Source organism: Paenibacillus endophyticus, from assembly GCF_014192395.1.
GTDB classification, from domain to species: Bacteria; Bacillota; Bacilli; order Paenibacillales; family Paenibacillaceae; genus Pristimantibacillus; species Pristimantibacillus endophyticus.
Map to the genome: position 1 here is coordinate 34,722 of NZ_JACHXW010000021.1, position 23,013 is coordinate 57,734.

A 23,013-nucleotide genomic window follows, 5' to 3' on the forward strand; every position below is an offset into this window, starting at 1 on the left:
ATCCCTCCTGGAAAGTTTAGTTGATCCATGCTGACTTGGATAACGTACGCATCCAACATATATTACAGCTGTACCGGCTGAGCGCTGTTCAATTGCTCGAAGTTTTTGCGGAGTTCATCCGTTTCAACGATTTGCTTCCAAGGATCGGTCGTTAGGCTCAGTGTTTTATCGATACGAGATTTGAGAGCGAGACGGTCTTCCGGATTTTCAAGTCCTTTTTTGACGTATTCCAGACCGACGCGTTCGATCCACTGTGCGGTACGCTCGTTCCATTGTGCATTTTCCCGGTAAAGCTGCAGGAATGCGGAGGACCATTCCATGACCTCATCTTCTGTTTTCACGATGCAGAGAAGATCGGTTTCGCGAACCTTCACGCCGCCGTTGCCGCCTACATGAAGCTCCCAGCCGCCGTCAATAGCAACTACGCCGAAATCCTTGATCGTTGCTTCCGCGCAATTCCGCGGGCAGCCGGATACGGCAAGCTTCACTTTAGCTGGTGCGTTCAGCCCTTCGAACGCCTTCTCCAGCTTGATGCCCATACCGATCGCATCCTGCGTGCCGAAGCGGCAGAAGGTGGAGCCGACGCAGGTTTTGACCGTTCTCAGCGTTTTGCCGTAAGCATGGCCGGAGGGCATATCGAGATCTGCCCACATTTTCGGCAAATCCTCTTTCTTAACACCTAGCAAGTCGAGACGCTGGCCGCCCGTGAACTTCACCATCGGCACATCGTATTTCTCTGCGACCTCGGCGATCCTCTTCAAATCGGCCGGGGAGGTGACGCCGCCGTAGATGCGCGGTACTACCGAATACGTTCCGTCTTTTTGGATATTGCCATGGAAGCGTTCGTTGGTAATCCGTGATTCCTTCTCATCCACGTATTCCTCTGGATTAATCATACCCAGATAGTAGTTGAGTGCTGGACGGCATTTCGTGCACCCCTCAGGGTTGCTCCATCCAAGTACGTTCATGACTTCTTTCGTTGAGTTCAGATTCATGCGTGTAATCTCTGCGACGATTTCATCTCTCGAATGGGTTGTACAGCCGCAAATACCTTCTTTGACCGTCTCGCCAACCGCATCGCCGGCATATAAGTGAAGCAGCCCTTCGACAAGAGGCTTACAGCCGCCGCAGGAGGCGGATGCTTTCGTACACGCTTTGATGGCTCCTACCGTATTGCACCCTTTATTTAGAACGGCATCGCCAATATCGCCTTTGGATACGCCATTACAGCCGCAAATGATCTCATCATCGGACATGGACTCAAGCCGGCTGTTGCCGCTGGAGGATTGACCGAGCAGATCGGAGGAAATGCCTAGTAAAATTTCCTTTTCGCGTCCTGCGATAGATTCGCCGCTTTTAATAGAAGCAAACAACTCTGCGCCGTCAGCCGTATCTCCGAAGAGGACAGCGCCAACGAGCTTGCCGTCTTGGATAACAATTTTTTTGTAGGTGCCAGCCAAATCGTCCTGAATCTTCAGAGCACGAGTGCCTGGCGTATCTGCGAAACGTCCAGCAGAGAATACATTTACGCCGGAAACTTTCAGCTTCGTCGAGGTTACCGAGCCAGCATAACCTGCCGTTTCTACGCCGACCAAATGCTTGATCATAACGGCACCTTGTTCATAAAGTGGAGCTACGAGGCCGTAAGAGATACCTCTGTGCTCGGCGCATTCACCGACTGCATAAATATCAGGCACGCTCGTTTGCATGAAGTCGTTAATTACGATTCCGCGGTTAACCTCGATGCCGGCTGCTCTAGCAAGCTCGACATTAGGACGTATGCCAACCGCCATAACGACCAGATCACCGTCAACCTCAGTTCCGTCAGTGAAAGCAAGGCCTGTTGCGCGGCGTTTGCCTTTGATCGCTGCTGTATGTTTATTTAATAGAAATTGCATGCCTTGCGCTTCGAGGTCACGTTGCAGCATTCTTGAAGCTGCCTCATCAAGCTGGCGATCCATCAAGTGGTTATGGATATGGACAACATGCACTTCCATGCCGAGGTGAAGCAAGCCGCGAGCAGCTTCAAGACCAAGCAGGCCACCCCCGATGACGACTGCTTTTTTATACTTTTTCGCAGTGTCCATCATGATTTCGCAGTCCTTGATATCACGGAAACCGATAACGCCTTCCTTGTCTGCCCCCGGAAGCGGAAGCATGAACGGGTTAGAGCCTGTCGCAATAATGAGTGTATCGTAAGCGGCTTCGATGCCCTGATGTGAGATAACCTTCTTGCGGTCCGTATCGATTTTGGTTATTTTGTGGCCAGTATGGAGCGTGATGTTATTTTCTCTATACCATTCCCAGTCGTTAATGACGATTTCTTGCAAATCGGCACCGCCTACTAGAACGGAAGACAGCATAATTCGATTATAGTTAGGATGAGGTTCTGAGCCGAAGATCGTGATGTCATAGCCCTCCGGAGAAAGTTTTAATAAATGCTCGATTGCGCGAACCCCCGCCATTCCGTTGCCGATGAGTACTAATTTTTTCTTCGTTGTAGTCATTGTATTTCTCTCCTCTCACTCTCTGTCTATGCGAAAACGAATTAAAAGCCTGCCTCGATCCATGGGAAAACGCACGTCCCCTTGGAAATCGAAAGCAGGCTTCTTTGCCGCTTATAACGAATACACCGTTGTACTCGTGAAAGATATGAATTTGATATGGTAAATATACAACGGCTTACAGCTTCGTGTCAAGATAGTTAACATGGATATCGGTGAAAAAACTTGCTTAGTGACAATATGCCGTTTTGTATGTTATATATAATCACAAAGGTATCGGCTTGTGCTGTGTTCACAAAAAGTCGAAATAGGAGGGGGCGCTTCCAAATGCGTTCTTTGTTAGTGGTCGATCATCGTACGGAAACCGAGGGGGCGATGGCGGACCCTCAGTTGGATCAGCTGTCCAAGAAAGAAACGCCGAAATATTTATTGGAGAATTACGGCTATCAGGTACTTCGCGCAGTGGATGAGAAGAAGGCTGAGTTGCAAATGGTCGCCGCAGACGCAGTCGTTCTACATGTCCCTCTTAATGAAGTAAAGCAATGGGGAAGAAGGCTGCTGAAGCAAAAAACGGTTCCGTTGCTTTGGTGGTGCAGTGCAGCGGCAGCATCCCAGTCGGCGGCATTCTGCGAGGATGACATTCAAGTGGATGGCATACTTACACCCTCCATGAGCGAGCAAGAGCTGCACTGGGCTCTTCATTTCGGCTCCAAGCAATGCTTTGAGCGCCTGCAGTGGATGAATGAGCGGAAGCAGCTCGAAAGCAGGCTTGAAGAGCGGAAGTGGATCGATATGGCCAAAGGCATTTTATGCAAAATCAAAAATATTTCTGAAGCGGAAGCTTATGATGTGCTGCGCAAGCAAGCCATGAATGAACGGAAACGCATGGTGGATGTGGCTACATCTATCGTTAAGGTCTATCAAATCCTTCAGGATCAAAAATAAGGGGGCTTTGCGATGATGATCAACCTGTTAAAGGAAGTTGGCCGGGGTAAAAGGGGAGCACGGGATCTCAGTTATGAGGAGTCACTGCAGGCAGCAACTGCCATTCTGGAGCTTAAGGCGACCCCGGCGCAAATAGGCGCTTTTTTCGTTGCTGAACGAATTAAAATGGAAAGCGTTGAGGAAATTGAAGCTTTCGTTAACGTCTGCCGGAAGCATGCGTATCGTGCGCCGATTCAGCAAGGCCTTGATTGCGCGGGCCCTTATGACGGCAGGAGGAAATCGTTCTATGCCACTTTCGCGACCTCGTTTGTCCTGGCAGCCGCAGGACTTCCGGTCACGCTGCACGGCTCAGCCTCATTGCCGCCCAAATGGGGGATTACGCTGCATGATCTGCTGAAGGAATCAGGCATTGACGCTGACCTGCTTTCAAGAGACCGTATCGTTCAGGCGGCGAAGGAGACTGGCGTGCTGTACGTGCCTGTCGAGGAGTGGTGTCCGCCGTTAAAGTCGCTGCGTTCGATACGGGTTGAGCTTGGCATGCGTACGGTGCTCAATACGGCGGAGAAGCTCATTGATTACTCCTATTCGCCGTATCTCATTTTCGGCGTGTACCACAACACTGTTTTTGAACGGATGGCGAAGCTGGCGAATAATCTGAACTATAAGAAGGCACTGATTGTTCAGGGTACAGAAGGGTCGGAGGATCTGTTTATCGAGCGCCCTACTCGGACTTATTTCGTGGAGAACGGACAATCGCAGCTTAACGTTATTGATCCGGATGCTTACGGGCTCGAGACGGCGGTCCCGGATAAAGACTGGACGCCGGCGGAGCAGGTGCTGGAGTCCGAAGCGATCCTGCAAGGGCGCGGCCATCTCGCCTTTGCTAATCAAGTGCTTCTCAATGCAGCTGTAAGGCTTCAATTGGCGGAGAAAGTCGACTCGATCGAGGAAGGCATTTACATTTGCAAGGATCTGCTTGATAATGGCGCAGCGTGGGATTTGTACCGCAAATGGCAGACCGTTATGCGCAGCCAAAGCGCGCAGCCCTGCAGCAGCTAGCCGCAGGCGGGAACGGATAGAATACGATAGCCGAAAACATGACATCATATGGCTGTCTCAGAAGGCATTTTTGCCAACCGAGACAGTCTTTTTGATGTGCTGGTGTTTCGCGCTTCGAGCAAGCTTTCTGTGAGTGATAAGGGGAATCGGTTATATGGCAATGAATGCCCGTGAATTCATGCGGCTTGATGTAGTGGTGCTGGCCATTATTCTATACGCGGTACTCGGTAAACTGTCAGATACGGCTGCTAAGCTGCTTGAGCAATGGCTGTTGAAATGATGTCAGTGAAGCTGTTGCACTGGCGGATCGTGTTATTTTGATTGAAAGCGGGCATATCGCACTCTATGTGGCGATTACGCTGGATCGTCCGCGCGAGCGTGACAATGATTTCGTACATTTCGAGAAGCTGATCCTGGATCGGATACTCGTGCGCGACAAGCATGGCTTGCAAAGAGAAACGGCGTATTCGATTTAACGTAAGTTTCGTTTGAATGATTCACCTATATGCCGTTCTTGCTTCTACCGAATAAGCCGGGGAACAGGCTGAAACGTCTCGCAGGCTTGGAACGCCTGCCGAATTCAAAGTGAAAGAGCAGGGTAGCTAGCTTGTATTTAAATGCGATATAGTAAAGATACTCTTTCAGGCTGCCGCATTTGTAAGCGAAGCCAAGCTGCATTGTGCTGTCCGTCATCATCTTCAGATGAAGAATACGCTTCATATCCGCTTTGGTAATGTCCTCCGGGTTGCTCTTCATATTCGTAATCAACATGGAGCGGATCTCGCCAATATAATAGGAGGCCATATCCTTTCGATACCTATCATTAACCAGCAGACCCGTTTTGTCGGAAAGACGCTTCCTTAGCTCATATTGCAGAATCAAGCATTTCTCCAAATGAGGCCTAAAGGAGGAACGCGTAAGACTATCTGCATTATTATGGGTGTTGTAGCGGTATAGAAGATCTGGAATCGCATATACGCGATCGGCGGCCAGCACAACCTCAAGTAAAAAGATCATATCCTCGCCGATGGTTAACCCCTCTTGAAACCTGATATTCCTCTTTTCAATCAAGCTGCGGAGAAACAGGCAGCGCCACACGAAGCAAAGCTCATTGCCGGAATGGGCTCGTTCGGCGCTGAGCACAAGCTCCTTGCCATTCATGACGGTATGAAGCGTGAATTGCGGCGGCTTTTCTTCCCTTTTCTGCAAAGACTCATATCCGCAAATAACAGTCTCGCATTCAAATTGTTCCGCAGCCGCATAAAGCTTGACGAAGAACAGTTCGTCAATTACATCGTCCGCATCTACAAATGAGATGTATTTGCCCGTAGCAGCCTTTAATCCGATATTTCTCGCGCTGCTCGTTCCGCGGTTAGGCTTGTGCATGACTCTAATTCGTGAGTCTCTCGCGGCAAATGCCTCACAGACCGCCCCGCTTTGGTCGGTGGATCCATCATTGATGAGCAGCAGTTCGATATGACGGAATGGCTGGTTGATAATGCTGTCTAAGCAGTCTCTTATCCACTTCTCGGCATTGTATATGGGCAAGATAACACTAATGGAGACAGTCATGCGCTTCACCTCCGGAGCGGATTGAATTTCAATGCAAGTTCGTTTATAGGCTATAAAATGATCATATCATATTCGTTATAAAGAACAATCATTGTTTTAAATAGACTCGCTCCCTTCTCCTTATACCTCCTGAATAGTGGTAAAATAACAGGTGTAGCGGAGGTAATGAGCGATATCCGATTGCCATCGTTTATCAAAGCCGCCTAGAAGACTATTGCAATCATTCAGAGAGGGAGCGGGCGCAGGCCGACGCTCCTTTTTCTAATTGTGCTTGCCGAGTGAAAATGAATAGGTGAATTAGTCTGCAGAATACTGCTATACTGAAAGCTGGTACTAGGAAAAGGGGGATCTCATGTCTTTTGTTAATCGGCTCCGGTGGTTTTTTAAAGATCGGTGGGGGAGCTATGCGCTCGCAATAGGCATTATGGCGCTCGTTAGCTTGCTCTCAACGATACCGCCTAATTTAATCGGAAGAACGGTCGATCACATCCGTGAAGGCGAGCTGACCTCGTCTGGACTTACGCAAACGGTTCTTCTGCTCATAGGTCTAGCGGTGCTGCTCTATGTGATGGTTTACATATGGATAACGACGCTGTTCGGCAACTCGGCGCTTATAGAGAAGGTGCTGAGGGGACGATTGCTCGCGAATTTAACGCGGATGACGCCCGCATTCTTCCAACGCAACAGCACGGGGCAGCTTATGGCGCTTGCAACAAATGATATATTGGCAATCGGACAAACAGCAGGCTATGGCGTCATGACGCTTGTCAACACGCTCGTAGGCGCGTCCGTCGTTGTTATTATGATGGTTTCGCTAGTCAGCTACAAGCTGATGATCGCGGCACTCATACCGCTTCCGCTGCTTGCGGTCGTGATCAGCAAGCTTGGCAAAAAGGTAAGAACCCGCTTTCTGGACGCGCAGGCCTCCTTTGGCAAAATGAATGACCACGCGCTGGAGTCGATCTCAGGCATTCGCGTAATCCGCTCTTATGTGCAGGAGAATGACGATTTGCATGCATTCAATCGCGTTACGAATGACGTTATGCTCAAAAACAAAAGGGTATCGGTACTCAACGCCCTGTTCCAGCCGATTATTTCATTAATTGTAGGAATCAGCTATTCCATCGGCATCGGCTATGGCTCGTATCTTGTTTTTCAGGATGAGATTTCGCTGGGGCAGCTGATTTCGTTCAATATTTATTTGGGCATGCTGATTTGGCCGATGATTTCCTTTGGCGAGTTTATTAATGTACTGCAGCGCGGAAGCGCTTCAGCCGATCGGCTGGATACGGCTCTGAACCAGCAGCCGGATCTTAAAGATGCGGATAAGCTGGCGCACGTTGACGTGCCGGGCAGGATCGAAATGCGGAAGCTGACCTTTGTTTATCCGTCTGCAAGCAAGCCGGCTCTGGAAGATATCACGCTCCAGCTGGAGCGCGGACAGACGCTTGGCATCGTAGGCAAAACCGGAAGCGGCAAGAGCACGCTGCTGAAGCAGCTGCTGCGGCAATATCCGTTGGACCGAGAGCTGCTCATGATCGCCGGTTTCCCAATCGAGCAAATCGCGATTGATCAGATACGGCGCTGGGTGGCATATGTTCCGCAGGAGCATTTGCTGCTCTCGAAGTCAATCCGCGACAATATCGCTCTTGGGAAGCCGGCCGCGACGGCAGCGGACATTGCTCGCGCCGTCGAGATGGCCTCATTCACGGAGGATATTGCCCAAATGCCGCAAGGGCTGGAAACGGTCGTCGGCGAGAACGGCGTCATGCTCTCTGGCGGGCAGAAGCAGCGGCTTGCCATTGCGCGCGCCTTGCTTGTCGACTCTGAAATTCTGCTGTTGGACGATTCGTTGTCCGCGGTAGATGCCCGAACCGAAAGCCGAATCCTTCACCACATCAGGCTGGAGCGCGAGGGGAAAACGACATTTATCGCGACCCACCGCCTCTCGGCCGTCAGCCATGCGGACTGGATTATCGTTCTGAGCGAAGGACGTATCGTCGAAGAGGGAACGCATGACGAGCTTATGCTGTTCGGGGGCTGGTATAAAGAACAGTGGGATAGGCAGCAAATGGAAGCAAGCTTGGAAGAATGAGGAGGTTCTAGCATGCCAAAGCAATCGACGGCGAGAAGACTATTCGCATATGCTCTCGTCTATAAATTTAGAATTATCGGCGCCCTGCTTATTCTTTGCTGCGCGGTAGGAGCCGAGCTTGGCGGTCCTTTTATTATAAAAACGATTATTGACAAGCATTTGTCTACGGGAGGCGAAGAGCTGGCGCCGGTACTATGGCTGCTTGTGCTTTATATGGGGCTTCTGCTCGTAGCGAGCATTGGAAATTTCTCGCAGTCCTATATTTTGCAATCGACCGCCCTGCGCATCATACAGAACATGCGTATGGATTTGATGCGGCATATTCAGCGGATTCCGCTGCGATACTTCGACAATACGCCAATCGGCCAAATCGTTTCCAGAATCGCCAACGACACGGAGGCTGTACGTGATTTATTTATGAGCTTCATGGCTACCTTCGTTGTGAGCTTTGTGCAGCTGTTAGGCATCTTCACGGCGTTGTTTATATTGGATGTGCGCTTAGCGCTTTTCTGCTTGCTGCTTCCGCCGCTATTCGCGCTCATTATGGTCGTGCATCTGAAATATTCCAAAAAATATATTACGGTTATGCGTGCCAGACTTAGCGATATGAATGCCATGATTAATGAATCAATCGTCGTTATGCCCATTATTCAGGCTTTTCGCCGCGAGAAGGTGACGCTTGAGGAATTCGAGGTGCTTAACGAGGACAGATATGTCAATCAGATTAAGCAGTTCCGTGTCTTTTCCTTGTCCTCAAGGAATATCGTAGGTACGATTGGCGCTCTTGTTACAGCGATGGTAATTTGGTATTTTGGCCGCCAATCCCTCGAAACGGCTATTATGTACGGCGTATTCTACGCGTTTATTGATTATTTAGGGCGCATTTTTCAACCGATTATCGGTATATTCGATCAATTGACGAATGCGCAGCGTGCTTTCGTTTCCGCAGAGAAAGTATTCGCTATTCTGGATATGGAAGGGATGGAGGTTGAAGAGGTTCATCAGGTGCAAAAACCGGATGGCGTCGTCAAATTCGATAACGTGACCTTCGCTTATAAAGAAGGCGAAAACGTGCTTAAACGGATTTCATTCGATGCTCGCAAGGGGGAGACCGTGGCGCTGGTCGGCCATACGGGATCGGGCAAAAGCTCAATTATGAACCTATTGCTCGGATTTTATGAACCGGACCAAGGGACGATATCGATCGATGGACGCAGCATATCGGGTTATTCGAAGCAAGAGCTGCGCAAGCATATGGGGATCGTGCTCCAGGATCCGTATTTATTTGCGGGGGACATTAAATTCAATGTCAGCCTCTACAATAAAGACATCACGATTGAACGGGTCAAAAGCGTGCTGAAGGATGTTGGCGCCGCGCCGTTTGTCGAGCAGCTGCCGAGCGGCTACGATGAGCTTGTGGTAGAACGCGGCAGTACGCTGTCTTCGGGGCAGAGGCAGTTGATTTCCTTCGCAAGGGCGCTTGCTTTCGATCCATCCATTCTTATACTTGATGAAGCGACTGCGAGCATAGACAGCGAGACGGAAGGGCTAATCCAACAGGCGCTCCGCGTTGTCAGCGAGGGGCGGACAACGCTCGTTATTGCGCATCGGCTGTCTACCATTCGCGAGGCTGATCAAATTCTCGTGCTGCATCGGGGCGAGATTGTGGAGCGCGGCAACCATGAGGCGTTAATGGCGCTTGAAGGCAGGTATTATAAGATGTACCAGCTTCAGAAAGGCGAGAAGGCAATGCTGGAGACAGCAGGGATGCCGAATGAGGCTTGAAGAGCGGAATCAATCGCACTAACGAACTAATTCTAGTGAAATGAGTAAAAGGTGCCATATACTTGACGTAAATAGTCTTGTGAATGGTGCTTTTTTTTATGACTATAGCCCTGTATTTCTACCTATCAAATCACATCCTTCTACGAATTGACAGGGAAATTGTTCCAATGTATACTCTTCAATAAGTTTAATGTCAGTTTACTTTACATTAAATTGAGCAAGTCTAGCTGCTTTGGGCCCAAAGCGATAATCCCCAGCCTTCATTAATGCGATAGTCTGTTAAAGGATGTCATGCATGTTTTGAAGAAAGGGGATTTTTATTGTCGTTCTTGAACAAATGTGCATCTTTACTAGAACTTAATTTCAAACTGATATTGCGATGACAAATTTTCTTTACGCTTACATTGGAATATTAAGGGCAATGTATGAAATCTGGAGTGAGAGAGGAGAAATAAAATGCAGAAGCTTGTTAAACGAATACAAAAGAAAGCGTGCATGCTGCTTGCAGCTGTTCTCGTTGCCGGGAGCGCGCTGAGCGGTATCGGAGGTTCCGTTCAGGCTGCTTCAGAGAATGGCAATATCGTCATCTCGCAAGTGTTTGGCGGCGGGGGAAACAGCGGAGCGGTTATTAGAAATGATTTCGTGGAATTGTATAACCCTACATCATCTGACATAACGCTCACGGGCTGGTATATCGCTTATGCATCAGCAGATGCTGCGGCATATCCAGAAAAAAAAGATGCACTTGAATTATCGGGAAAAATTGGCGCAGGCCAATACTATTTAATACAGCTTCAGAAAGGAAACGGCGGTACAACAGATTTAACCTCACCAGATTTGATTGGTACAATCGGAATGGGCGGATCAAATGGAAAGGTTAGGTTGTATAACAGTTCTTCTGCAGTAGTAGATACTGTAGGCTACGGGACGGTGAGTGTCCCTGAGACCTTGGAGTCAGCACCAACCGGAGCGCTAAGTTCAACAAAAGCGGCAATACGCAAGTCGCTTCTTCCTGGCGATAGAGCTCTCGATACGGATAACAACAGCACGGACTTTGAAGTCGCGACACCCGAGCCGCGCAATTCGTCTTACGGCGTAGTTGCGCAGGAAGTCGAGGCGGTTAAGACGGATATCACTCCGGGAGCCGTAAAGCTAGGCACGGTCATTAAGCTATCTACCCCGACCATAGGGGCCAGCGTGTACTACAGTGTATACGGAGTAGGTGATACGCAGGTTGATCCTGAGGATTTCACTTGGTACCAGCCGGGCATCTCTGCGATCGAAGTAACGGAGCCGACAACGGTTCATGCTTACGCCACAAAAGAAGGGCTGACAAGCAGTCCGTTGCGCGAGTTTGCATACAGCATATCGAACCTGGGTACGATCGCCGATGCTCGCGCAGCGGCAATAGGCACGAATGCTACGCTGAGTGGAATCGTTACGCATCGGGCTGACTCGGGCGCGTTCGTCAATCTTTTCGTACAGGATGCGAGTAATGGGATTATCGTTCGCGTTCCAAGCAGCACCGAGGCAAAGCCCGGCAATCTCATTGAAGCCTATGGCAAGCTGACCGAATTTTCCGGTCTGCTTCAATTGGAGGCGACCGTAGAAAATACGAAGATTACAGGTTCCACTGCTTTACCTGCGCCGGCAAGCGCAGATTCTACAAGCTTTGGCAAAACGATCGAAAACCGCAGCCAGTTCGAGGGCCGTCTCGTACAGCTTGAGAACATAACCGTTGAAAGCGCGGCAGGCGGGGTTGTTACGGCAACGGACACGGTTAGCGGCGGCAAAATAATCATCTATTCCTCAGATGCCGCGTTTGTCGCTGGGAAAACATTCGAGCTGGTAACCGGCGTCATGACCTATCACTCCAGCGTGGGGCTTGAGGTTCTGCCTCGCTCGCCGCTCGACATTGTCGAGAAGAGGCTGACCGTGCAAGCCAGCATTCCTTCTGGAAATATTAATGAAGGCGCATCTATTGAACTGAACACGCTAGCTGCAGGCGGAGTCATTCGTTATACAACGGATGGAGCCACACCTTCTGCAACGATCGGAACGATTTATGCGGCACCAATTGTTTTGAACGAGGATACTGTGATCAAAGCGGTCGTAACGGCCAGCGGCGAGACGAGTGAAGTTGCGGTCTTTACGTACAAGGTGCTCGCGAATACAGATGGCATCGCCATCCACACGATCCAAGGCGAAGCGCATTCATCCATTTATAATAATGTGAAAGTATCCAATGTAACAGGCATCATAACTTCCGTAAGCACGAACTCGTTCTACATGCAGACACCAGATGCGAAGCAGGATGACAATCCGAAAACATCGGAAGCCATTCAAGTGTACAAGCCTGGGCATGGTTTAGCGGTGAAGGATTCTGTTTCCGTTGCGGGAACGGTAGAAGAGTACGGCGCCAGCCCCTCTCTCACTGTTACTCAAATCAATGCTTCTGCAATTGAAAAGGTATCCGGCAACAACGTGCTCCCTATGGCGGCTTTATTAGGAAAAAATGAGGATAAGGCAAAAGAGCGCATCGTACCGAGCATGATCGATACAGACAGCTTTGGCGCTTTTAATCCTGAGGTTGACGCAATTGACTTCTTCGAAAGCCTAGAAGGCATGCTTGTTGAGGTAACAAAACCGACGATTACGGGACCTTATGCGAACGCGGTAATTCCAGTGGCGATCGATAACGGCGCTTTTGCGAAAAATGCTATTCGGACGGCTGCCGGAGGCCTCGTGCTTCAAGGCAATGGTTTAGACAGCACGGACAGCAGCCTTAATCCTCAGAAGCTGTTCATCGGCGGCTCGAAGCCGGCAGGTGAAGAGATTAAAACAGGCGATGCATTCAACGGCAGCATCGTTGGCGTCATTCAATACGCAGGCGATTTGTACAAGCTGTTACCAACGGAAGCATTGCCGGCAATTACGCGCAGCACGAACGCTCAGAAAGTTACTACTATCCAGCCTGATGGTGAGAAGCTGACGATTGCTACGTTTAACGTCGAAAATTTCAGCGCGGCGGATACGGTAAAAGCAGGCAAAATTGCTTCGATTATCGTTACGAACATGAAGCAGCCGGATATTATCGGTTTGATGGAGGTTCAGGACAATGACGGCGAGAAGGATACCGGCATAACTGACGCTTCCCAAAGCTTCCAAACGCTTATCCATGCGATAAAAGAAAAAGGCGGGGCTACGTACTCCTATACGGATATCGCTCCAGAGAATAACAAGGACGGCGGCGCGCCAGGAGGCAACATCCGCGTAGGCTTCTTGTATAAGGCCGATCGCGTTACGCTTGCTCCAGGAACCAAAGGTGACTTTGCGTCAGCCATAGCTGTGGACGCAGATGGAACCTTGACACAAAACCCAGGACGGATCGGCTCCGCAGACGCGTCCACCTTCAATGCGTCGCGCAAGCCGCTCGTTGCGGAATTTCTTTTTAACGGGAAGCGGGTAGTCGCGATTGCGAACCATTTGAACTCCAAGGGCGGGGACGGCAAGCCATGGGGGAATATTCAGCCGGTAATCCGCAGCAGCGAGGTTCAACGCGCGAAACAAGCAGAGACGATAAATGGCTTTGTTCAGGAGCTGAAAGCAAAGGATTCGGAAGCAAGCGTCGTCGTATTAGGCGATTTTAACGATTTTCAGTTCTCGGAAACGTTAAACAAGCTGAAAGGCTCGGAGCTAACGAATCTGGTTGATAAGCTGGACGTCTCCGAACGTTATTCCTATATTTACGACGGCAACTCGCAAACGCTGGATCACATTTTAGTAGATCAGGACACGGGCCATAACGCTGTTATCGATGTCGTTCATGTGAATGCTGATTTTGCAGCCGAGCATGGCCGGGTAAGCGATCATGATCCGCTGCTCGCGCAGCTGGATTTCACAGCGGGTCTAGCCGTAACGATTATGCATGTCAATGACTCGCATGCCAACCTTGCCAATGTTGCCAAACGGTTCACGGCAGTTAAACAGGTTCGCAGCACTTCGGCTAACTCGATCCTGCTTGATGCGGGTGACGTGTTCTCGGGTACGCTGTTTTTCAACAAATATTTGGGCCAAGCGGACTTGGCGTTTATGAATAAGCTTGGCTATGACGCGATGGTATTTGGCAATCATGAGTTTGATAAAGGTCCTTCCGTGCTGGCTAATTTCATTAAAAATGCGGAATTTCCGTTCGTTAGCTCCAATATCGATTTCAGCAAGGAGCCGGAGCTTAGCGGATTCTTGGCTGACCAAGCGGTAGGACAAACGGCTGGGAACGGTAAGATTTACGATGCTATCATTCTAGAAGAAGGCGGAGAGGAAATCGGCGTATTCGGCTTAACGACCGAGGATACGAAGTTTCTTGCATCGCCAGGCGAGAACATTATTTTCGAGAATTATATCGCCAAAGCGAAAGAAACGGTCAACATGCTTCAAGACAAGGGTATCAACAAGATTGTAGCCTTAACGCATCTAGGACATAGCTTTGACCTGGTGCTGGCTGAGCAAGTATTGGGTATCGATGTCATTGTAGGCGGTCACAGCCATACAAAGGTCGATGCACCTAAAGTGTTCCATGCCGAATCGGAGCCAACGCTGGTCGTTCAGGCTGAGGATTATAACAAATATTTGGGCCGACTGGATTTGAAATTCAATGAAGCTGGCGTGCTTACGAAGTGGAACGGCAAGCTGCTGGATATTGCAACTTCTGCTGCAGATCCGGAAGCGACGGAAATGCTGGAGCCGTTCAGTGACGGAGTCGCCGAAATTCAACGTGAAGTTATTGGAAAAACGAACGTACTGCTTGACGGCGCACGCGAGTCTGTACGCGCCAAAGAAACGAATCTGGGCAATCTAGTGACTGATGGTATGGTCGCAAAAGTGAAGAGTATCGTGGCCAGCACGCCGGTATTGCAGCAGTATGATGTAAAAGGCTTTGTGGGGATTCAGAATGGCGGAGGCATCCGTCAATCGATTAAGATTAGCGGAGAAGGCAAGCAAGACGGAGATATTACGCTAGGCGAGCTGCTTTCGGTTATGTCATTCGGCAACAACCTGACGGCGCTGCGGATGACAGGACAAGAAATTATAGCGGCGCTGGAAAACGGCGTGAGCGGAATAGCTACAGGACAAGGCCGCTTCCCGCAGGTGTCAGGCATGCGCTTCTACTATGACAGCAAGAAGCAGCCGGAGATACTAGACGCAAACGGTCAACTGACGCAAGCGGGACAACGCATTACGAAGGTGGAACTTAAAAACGCGGACGGTTCTTATAGTCCGATCGATGAAGCAGCGTATTATTTTGTGGCTACCAATTCGTTTATGGCGAATGGCGGAGATTTCTACCGCTCCATGAAGCAGGCGAAGGATGCAGGACGCCAGCATGAGCTGAACATCGTTGATTATGAGGTATTCATTGAGCACATTAATAATCTCGGAACGATACAAGCTGCGGTCGAGGGACGCATCGTTGACGTGAGCGTAGCAGCTCCAACGCCAACGCCGCCAACAACGTCGCCAACGCCGACGCCAACGCCAACACCAACGCCGACGCCAACGCCTGGCGGAAACGAAGGATCGGAATTCAGCGATGTGGGCAGCCACTGGGCTGCGAAAGCGATCGAAGAGGCCGTAACGCTTGGTTTCGTTAACGGGTTCGGAGACGGTACCTTCAGGCCAAGCGATGAAGCGACTAGAGCGCAATTTATTACAATGGTCGGTCGCGCATTTAAGCTGGAAGCAACGGGAGGGCAGCTCAATTTCGCTGATGCAAGCCAGGTTCCTGCTTGGGCTCGCTCATTCTTCGCTCAGCTCATAGAAGATAAAGTCATTGCAGGCTACGAGGACAATACATTAAGGCCGGGAAGCGCATTGACTAGAACGGAAATGACCGTCATTCTCGTGCGTGCTCTTGGCATAAAGGTTGATGCCAATGCGAAGCCAACGTTTGCCGATGTAAGCAGCATTCCGGTATGGGCGCATCCTTACATTGCAGCGGCTCAGACCGCAGGCCTTGTTGAAGGCACGGGAGGCAACCGTTTTGCTCCGCAATCGAACGCGACGAGAGCAGAGGTCGTAACGCTCTTGCTGGCAGCGCTCGATTATAAACAGAGCGCTATATAAGCAAGAGGCGGATTGAAAACTCGATCTAAAGCTGTACGTCCCGTTCCACTTCAAATAGTGGGACGGGGCGTTTTATTTTAAAATATAGGAAAGTATATCATATCGCCAACTTTCTCTATATTTCTACGCGAAACGTAAGCTTAGCCGCCAGAGGACGGCTTCAGCCGTTTACGCTTGTGAAGGAAGGGTGGATCGCATGATTGTATTTTCCATGCTGCTTTGCTATAGTTTGTGTGGAAATAAGGAGAGCGGATAGAGTTATACACAGAAAGAGTTGAGCTTGGATGGCGGAAGACCGAATGGATGAGAAGCTTAGCAAGATGATTGACGCAGCAAGGCTCTATTATGAATTAAACTTCAATCAAGAGGAAATTGCGCAGAAGCTGGGAGTATCCCGTCCCACCATATCAAGGTTTCTTCAGCAGGCAAAGGACGAGGGCTACGTACAGATTAAGATCGTGCACCCTAACGATAACAACTTTGTGCTTGCCGAGCGGCTGCAAACCAAATTCGGTTTGAAAAAGGCCGTTATCGTCTCCGTCCCCCAATACGAGGACAGTATCGTCAAGCGCTACATTGGCGAGGCAGCTGCTGCCTATCTTTATGACACGGTTAGGGACGGCGACATTATCGCGACGACATGGGGAACGACACTGTTTCAAATGGCGACGCAGCTGAAGGACAAGCCGGTTCGCGATGTAAAGGTCGTTCAGTTAAACGGTGGTGTCAGCCATTCCGAAACGAATACGTATGCCTATGAAATTGTTCATTTATTCGGCAAAGCGTTTCATACGATTCCGTATTTTATACCGCTGCCGGCGCTGGTCGATCATGAGGTCGTGAAGCGGACGATCGAATCGGATCGACATATTCGCAACATTTTGGAGCTGGGGATGCTCTCCAATATCGCGGTCGTAACTGTAGGGGCGCCAACGGAGGATTCGGTGTTGATCCGGGCCAATTATTTCACGGATTCGGATTTGGAGGTTATTCGCTCGAAGGCAGCTGGGGATATTTGCTCGCGTTATATCGACTCAACAGGCGCACTGTGCTCAGAGGAGCTTAATGAACGTACAATCGGCATCAGTCTTGATGAGCTGAAGCGCAAGGAACAGTCGATTCTTGTAGCAGGCGGAGCCAAAAAGGTAAACGGGATGTATGGCGCAATGCGTGGAGGCTATACGAACGTACTGATTACGGATCAGTTTACGGGTCGATATTTGCTGGAGCGTGACATCTAGTTGCCGGCGAGGTCATGTATTACGGTGAATGGGATGAAAAAGCTGGTGAGATGCGGAAACTAGACATATTGCTGTCCACTTACTCGTTCTATACTTATATCAATTGCGTATAGAGGAGAGATTAGTTATGAGCCGGAAAATAGAATATAAAAAAGATTACAAATCATTTTATGTGCCCAAAACGAGCCCGGATATGATTGACATTACCGAGATGCCCTTTATTATGGTTAGTGGCACAGGCGACCCTAATGGAGCGGAGTTTGCTCGGGTGACAGAAGCATTGTATAGCGTAGCTTATGCAGTAAAAATGTCATATAAAAGTGATGATGTACCGGTCGGTTACTATGAATATACCGTTTTTCCGCTTGAGGGAATTTGGGACTTGGTCGATAAGTCAAAGCCCGCAACGGAAAAAAATAATCTGAAATACACCATGATGCTACGCCAGCCAGACTTTCTTACCGATGAGTTATTCGCGAAATTCGTTGAGCAGATTAAAAAGAAAAAAACAAATCCATACCTCGAGCAATTAATATTCAAAAAAGTGACTGATGGCTTAAGCTGCCAAATGATGCATATCGGAAGTTTTGACGATGAACCGGAAAGCTTTGCGAGGATGGAAGTATTTTGCAAGGAAAACGGATATGTGCGCACGGACAAGACTCATCGGGAAATTTATTTGTCCGACCCTCGCAAGACCGAGACGTCGAAGATGAAAACGGTTTTAAGATTTCCTGTAAAAAGTGTGGATTAGAATCCGCGGTACCCTTTAGTTAAGGCGAGGAACCGAAATACAATATGGTAAAATAAGTGAGGGATATACAATTCAATATAGGCGGAGATGAATCGGATGGATGTTGTAATCGTCATTTTGCTGCTCATCATTATTTCAATCCTTCTTAGAATGAACTCGAAATTGCCAAAGCGTGATTTGGCAAAGGAAGCTATAGATCGATACAACAAAGAAAAAGAAATGAAAATGGAATAGTCTTGTGAATGTAGTATTATAGGGGTACGAATAGGCAAGTAAAACGAATACCATCATTTATATATTAGGAGGCTGCAGCATGGAAGTATTTGCAGAATTTTTGGATCGTATTGCTAACCCGCAGCATCGGGCACGAGCGGAAGAGATTTTTGGTTGGATAACGGAGAAGTATCCTCATTTAGTGCCTAAAATTGCTTGGAATCAGCCTATGTTTACTGATCACGGCACTTTTATTATTGGATTTAGCGCAGCTAAACAACATTTGGCTGTTGCCCCTGAGAAGGCAGGAATTAATCGTTTTTCTGATGATATTGTTCAAGCTGGCTATGATCATACTAAGGAATTGGTGCGTATCAAATGGAATGCCCAGGTTGATTTCTCATTACTCGAGAAGATGATCGAGTTCAATATTTTGGACAAGGCAGACGTTACGACATTTTGGCGGTAATAGAGAAAAAAGGATAGCCGTTGTCCAATTAATGTTGGAAACCAGCATTAAGGACAAAGCGAGGAAAGATATGAATATTGTTCCTTCTATTTATGAAGATAGACAAATAAACTAATACCCTCTTTTTTGATCGTATAGTTTTTAAACGGTGTTTCTTTTAAAAGGGACTCAAAATCTTGTTTTGTGTATGCGCCTTGTTTTAGGAAAGTTTTAAATGCAAATTTTACAAAATGCTTGTCAAATCCTTTCATTCCTGTCTGTACAATCTCATTGTCAATGTCTTCAGATGTTGCCTCGTAATTCATATCAATGATTAGGGATGTTCCGCCTTCTTTCAGGACGCGATACATTTCACATAAAACCTTTACCGGATCCTTAAAGTTCTTGAATGCAGCACTGCAAATAACAAAATCAAAAAAAAGATTTTCACAGGGCAGGTTGGATGCGTTACCTTCTTTAAAATCAACCGTAACATTTGCTTCATTGGCATTGTTTTTTTCGATCTTCACAAAGTCCGGGCTTATCTCGACTCCAGTAACGTTAAACCCTTTCTTGGCGAGTTCGATCGATAAATAACCTGGACCAGGTGCAACTTCTAAAATAGTTGTACTTTTGCCGACTAAAGATGTAACTTCATTCGCATATTCTAGCATTTGAGTCATTCGACTTTTGCGAGAATTCTTGTCATACCACTTTGCAGTTAAGCCATAAATACCGACATCCTTTTTTTTGCGCATACTTTTCATCATAAAATATCCCCTTAATCATTAGATCGATTTTTCAGCATCTTATCGATTTCATTATATGGGATCAATTAACGCGTCTGAACCATCTGACGGATGAAATGAAGCTCCGTCTTCAGGCGGATCCGTCTACTTGACGGGGGCAATTCAATATCCATTGCTATATCTATCGAAAATGATTTTACGGGGACCTCATGGTTGTAATCGTGAAATACGAGTAGGACTCCATGCTCGACAAGGACAATTTCGACTGATATGGACCTTTTCTTATTTTGCGAATTGCGTGCAGTTGGAATTGGATGCAGCAGGGTTAAATTTGAAAAGGGGAGAGTATGACTACTCTCCGCCGATATTAAATAACCGCGACGGCTTTGCCGGATTCAGCGGATTCGAAGGCTGCTAAGATCACCTTGAGAGAGCGGAAGCCTTCTTCGCCAGGGATGAACGGCGGCTTTCCTTCCAGAATCCCATGGATGAATACATCAACTACGCCGCTGCTATGCATATTGTCATTGGTGGCAATGCCCGGAACGCTATATTTCTCTATGGTTCCGTCTCTTAGTTGAATAATGACAGGGAAATCGGGTTCGGTGCCGATCTTGAGAGTGCCATGCTCGCACCAAAATATGGAAGTGTTGTCTTCGCCCTGATAGTATGTCCAGCTTGCCACAAGCGTACCTATGGCACCGCTATTCATGCGAAGGCTGCATACGAGATTGTCGTCTACGTACGAACCGGCCTTGTCCAGGTTTGAGATGTATGCGGATACCTCCGCCACTTCATCCTCCAACAGCCAGCGAATGAGATCCGCCTTATGGATGCCAAGATCGCCGGCAGCGCCCATAATAGCTTCCTGCTTGCGGAAAAACCAGCTCTCTCGTCCGTCCACGCTCCAGGATTCCGGGCCTTTATGGCCGGCGGAGCAGCGGAACGTCAGCACTCGCCCTAATCGACCGGATGAGAGCAGCTCTTTGGCCTTCAAATGCGGAGGCATTAAACGTTGGCTTTGCCCAACCATCAGCTGCACTCCGTTACTGCGGGCGGCCGCGATCATAGCTTCGGCTTCTTCGGCGGAGGCGGCCATCGGTTTCTCGACCAGGACATGAGCGCCTGCGTTCGCGGCCGCAATCGTCATTTCGGCGTGATAGACGTTCGGTGTGCAAACAGTAACGAGATCGGGCTTTATTTCCTCCAGCATTCTGAGATAATCAAAGTATGCGCGACCGCCGTATCGGCTTGTAAATTCTTCGGCGCGTCCGGGGACAACATCGACGAAAGCAACGATCTCCGCTTGGGGATGGGATGCGTATTCAGGTGCATAACGATGATAAGTGATGGCGCCGCAGCCAATAATGGCCACTTTAAGTTTGTTCATGACGATCCTTCTCTCTATAATGGTTTTAAGTTTTGTATCGATTGGCGACTAACCATTGCATGCTGCGTTCGACGCAAGCTAAGGGGGACGCTTCGCGGGCGTCATCCTGTTCGACGATCAGCCAGCGAACGCCGGCGTCGCTTGCCGTCTCGATAATGGCGTCAAGCGGGCAATTTCCATCGCCTAACGGTACGGTCTCTAGCGCGCCAAGGCTCGTGATCCGGTAGTCCTTCAGGTGCAGCAACGGGACATGCCCGACCATTCGCTTCAGCGTGGCTAACGGGTCGTATCCGGCATAGGCTGCCCAACAAGTGTCGAGCTCGGATAAGAGCTCCGGGTGGAGCGATTCATGCGGAAACAGTCTTTCGAAAATCGGCGCTCCGTCCAATTGAATTTCGAATTCGTAGGCATGGTTATGATAGGCGAACCGAAGGCCAGCTTGCGTGACAAGACGTGCCGTATCCCTTAACTTAGGGATGTTGCGCCTCCAGCTCTCGGAATCATGCTCCTGAGGCGGCACGCCTGGGCATATCAGATAAGAGCCTGCGATGTCCGTCAAATATTGGATTTCCTGAGGAAGCCGGTCCCATAGGGCGGGTAAACCAACATGACTTCCGATCGCGGTCAGTCCTAGCTCTTGCAGGACGCTGCGCAGCTCATTCGAGGGAATGCCGAAATAACCGGCAAATTCCACGCCTTCGTAGCCAAGCTCAGCTACGCGGCGGAGCGTACCGAGCAGGTCATTGCTGCATTCTTCGCGTAATGTATAGAGCTGTAATCCGATTTTGGCGGTAATCACTCGTCTCACTCCTTTTTTGAAGTCATGAGCTAATTGTAAGGAGAAAACGCCTTGCTTTGAATTGTCATTTTGGATAAAACCTATCTATTTTCGGCGGAAGGTGAGGAGATGAAGGTGGGAACGGAGGTTCTATACTGTGGCTACTCTTATCATGACAAGCCATTTCGGGGAACCGAGTGGAACAGCGGGGAGCATTACTTAATTCGATTGCAGACGGAAGGCAAGAGCCGGATTCGACTGGACATAGGCGACGAGCAGCTCGTCGCGGGCGATCTGCTCATCCTTGCCCCGGGTGAGTGGTATCAATTAATAGTAGACGAAGGGCAGTCCAACAAACCGGGCAGCGGCGACTATTATGTTATTTGCCGCGGGGAGTGGCTGGATCGATGGTGGGGGGTGAGCTTACAGCAGCGGCGTGGCCGGGTTTATGCGATGGAAGACCTCATCGATATCTGGAAGCTGATCATTCTACAGAGGCGCCGAATCGGAGAGAATCATGGCGCCTTGGTCGATTACTTGCTTCGCGCGCTGTGTTCTGCCATTACGTTGGCGATGAGCAGTTCCAGCAAGAGCAAGGGAGCTGGCGGGAATAAACAGGTTGCCGCTTATCAGATGAAGCGGTACATCGAGTTGAATGCGACACGCATGCTGTCCATCGAGGAAGTGGCCCGCCATGCGCTGCTCAGCCCCTCCAGGGCGACAAGACTATTTAAGGCTGCGTTTGGCGAAACGCCAGTACGTTATGCGCTGAACGTTCGGCTGTCTATCGCCTTAGAGCGCATGGAATACAGCTGGCTGACTTTGGAGCAAATTGCCGAAAGCTGCGGCTTCGACAGCTATCCGTATTTTTATCGCTGCTTTAAAAGGAAATACGGCAGCTCTCCAAGAGTTTACCGGGAACGTCGTGCTGCTCATGATAGTCTAAGTGACAGCTGACTTCATCCTGATTTACTGCAATCGGAACTTGCGTAATGCGCAGCCGGTTCTAGAGGATCAAGAGGCCATCGATTTCTCCGTTCTGCCCCTGGTAGTTGAACTGAAGCCATCGAATGAGGTGTAATCCAACGGTAATTTCCATGCTGCTTCGTCAGACATTGGTTATCCTATTATTTGTATGGATAGCAGTTGTTGGCGGGCGGCTGAAAAAGCTGCGAAAGCAATTATGCACATACATAATCAGGAAAAGCGGTGCCGGGATCATCCCAAGGTATCGCTTTTTCTTTTTCCCGCATGGTCGTTTTTACGAAAGCTGGTATTTTTATTAGAAAACCTGAAAGTAGTTGAAGGTTTATCAGTAACGTTGATTTACTCAAAACGATGCGATGCTCTACGATGG

The 23,013-nt window shown here is 49.0% G+C and carries 15 protein-coding genes and 2 pseudogenes; 12 read left to right on the plus strand and 5 right to left on the minus strand.

Features of this window, described 5'->3' with window-relative positions; genetic code table 11:
• Positions 1-62 precede the first annotated feature (62 nt).
• The gene (gene nirB, locus FHS16_RS25275; RefSeq protein WP_183569401.1) at positions 63-2,507 is read right to left on the minus strand and encodes a nitrite reductase large subunit NirB; all 2,445 of its coding nucleotides are present in this window, start codon (positions 2,505-2,507) and stop codon (positions 63-65) included.
• A gap of 324 nt (positions 2,508-2,831) precedes the next feature.
• Here nirB and FHS16_RS25280 point away from each other — a divergent pair, with 324 nt between their 5' ends.
• The 4 genes and pseudogenes from FHS16_RS25280 to ssuB all read left to right on the plus strand — a co-directional run.
• Entirely contained in the window at positions 2,832-3,449 is a 618-nt protein-coding gene (locus FHS16_RS25280) for an ANTAR domain-containing response regulator (RefSeq protein WP_183569403.1), read from the plus strand.
• A 15-nt stretch (positions 3,450-3,464) separates the two neighbouring features.
• Positions 3,465-4,508, plus strand: a complete 1,044-nt coding sequence (locus tag FHS16_RS25285) for an anthranilate phosphoribosyltransferase (protein ID WP_183569543.1) — start codon at positions 3,465-3,467, stop codon at positions 4,506-4,508.
• A gap of 142 nt (positions 4,509-4,650) precedes the next feature.
• A pseudogene (gene ssuC, locus FHS16_RS25290) lies at positions 4,651-4,788 on the plus strand (aliphatic sulfonate ABC transporter permease SsuC); the annotation flags it as partial.
• Positions 4,784-4,984: pseudogene (gene ssuB / locus FHS16_RS25295) on the plus strand (aliphatic sulfonate ABC transporter ATP-binding protein); the annotation flags it as partial. The pseudogenes ssuC and ssuB, both read left to right, overlap by 5 nt.
• Positions 4,985-5,009: 25 nt before the next feature.
• Here the strand turns inward: ssuB and FHS16_RS25300 are convergent.
• A complete protein-coding gene (locus FHS16_RS25300) occupies positions 5,010-6,080 on the minus strand; it encodes a glycosyltransferase (protein WP_183569405.1) in 1,071 nt (356 codons plus the stop codon).
• Positions 6,081-6,432: 352 nt separating this feature from the next.
• On the opposite strand from FHS16_RS25300, the gene FHS16_RS25305 reads away from it, so the two are divergent.
• The 7 genes from FHS16_RS25305 (at position 6,433) to FHS16_RS25335 (ending at position 18,760) form a co-directional block, all read left to right on the plus strand.
• Positions 6,433-8,175, plus strand: a complete 1,743-nt coding sequence (locus FHS16_RS25305) for an ABC transporter ATP-binding protein (RefSeq protein ID WP_183569412.1) — start codon at positions 6,433-6,435, stop codon at positions 8,173-8,175.
• A 12-nt stretch (positions 8,176-8,187) separates the two neighbouring features.
• A complete protein-coding gene (locus FHS16_RS25310) occupies positions 8,188-9,960 on the plus strand; it encodes an ABC transporter ATP-binding protein (RefSeq protein ID WP_183569414.1) in 1,773 nt (590 codons plus the stop codon).
• Between the two features lie 456 nt (positions 9,961-10,416).
• The gene (locus FHS16_RS25315) at positions 10,417-16,083 is read left to right on the plus strand and encodes an S-layer homology domain-containing protein (RefSeq protein ID WP_183569416.1); all 5,667 of its coding nucleotides are present in this window, start codon (positions 10,417-10,419) and stop codon (positions 16,081-16,083) included.
• 284 nt (positions 16,084-16,367) lie between these two features.
• Positions 16,368-17,324 carry a DNA-binding transcriptional repressor DeoR gene (deoR, locus tag FHS16_RS25320; RefSeq protein WP_246431957.1) on the plus strand — a complete coding sequence of 319 codons (957 nt, stop codon included), beginning with the start codon at positions 16,368-16,370 and terminating at the stop codon, positions 17,322-17,324.
• Between the two features lie 127 nt (positions 17,325-17,451).
• On the plus strand, positions 17,452-18,078 hold the full coding sequence (locus tag FHS16_RS25325; RefSeq protein ID WP_183569418.1) for a GyrI-like domain-containing protein: 627 nt from the start codon (positions 17,452-17,454) through the stop codon (positions 18,076-18,078).
• A 96-nt stretch (positions 18,079-18,174) separates the two neighbouring features.
• Positions 18,175-18,312, plus strand: a complete 138-nt coding sequence (locus FHS16_RS25330) for a hypothetical protein (RefSeq protein ID WP_183569420.1) — start codon at positions 18,175-18,177, stop codon at positions 18,310-18,312.
• 79 nt (positions 18,313-18,391) lie between these two features.
• Positions 18,392-18,760, plus strand: a complete 369-nt coding sequence (locus FHS16_RS25335) for an iron chaperone (protein WP_183569422.1) — start codon at positions 18,392-18,394, stop codon at positions 18,758-18,760.
• An 86-nt stretch (positions 18,761-18,846) separates the two neighbouring features.
• On the opposite strand, the gene FHS16_RS25340 is transcribed toward FHS16_RS25335, so the two are convergent.
• From FHS16_RS25340 to FHS16_RS25350, 3 genes are all read right to left on the minus strand, one after another.
• Complete coding sequence (locus FHS16_RS25340) at positions 18,847-19,509, minus strand: class I SAM-dependent methyltransferase (RefSeq protein ID WP_183569424.1); 663 nt, start codon at positions 19,507-19,509, stop codon at positions 18,847-18,849.
• 346 nt (positions 19,510-19,855) lie between these two features.
• On the minus strand, positions 19,856-20,878 hold the full coding sequence (locus tag FHS16_RS25345) for a Gfo/Idh/MocA family protein (protein ID WP_183569426.1): 1,023 nt from the start codon (positions 20,876-20,878) through the stop codon (positions 19,856-19,858).
• Between the two features lie 25 nt (positions 20,879-20,903).
• On the minus strand, positions 20,904-21,677 hold the full coding sequence (locus FHS16_RS25350) for a sugar phosphate isomerase/epimerase family protein (protein ID WP_312891088.1): 774 nt from the start codon (positions 21,675-21,677) through the stop codon (positions 20,904-20,906).
• A gap of 114 nt (positions 21,678-21,791) precedes the next feature.
• Between FHS16_RS25350 and FHS16_RS25355 the strand changes: the two genes are divergently transcribed.
• A complete protein-coding gene (locus FHS16_RS25355) occupies positions 21,792-22,613 on the plus strand; it encodes an AraC family transcriptional regulator (protein WP_183569430.1) in 822 nt (273 codons plus the stop codon).
• The last annotated feature ends 400 nt before the right edge of the window (positions 22,614-23,013 follow it).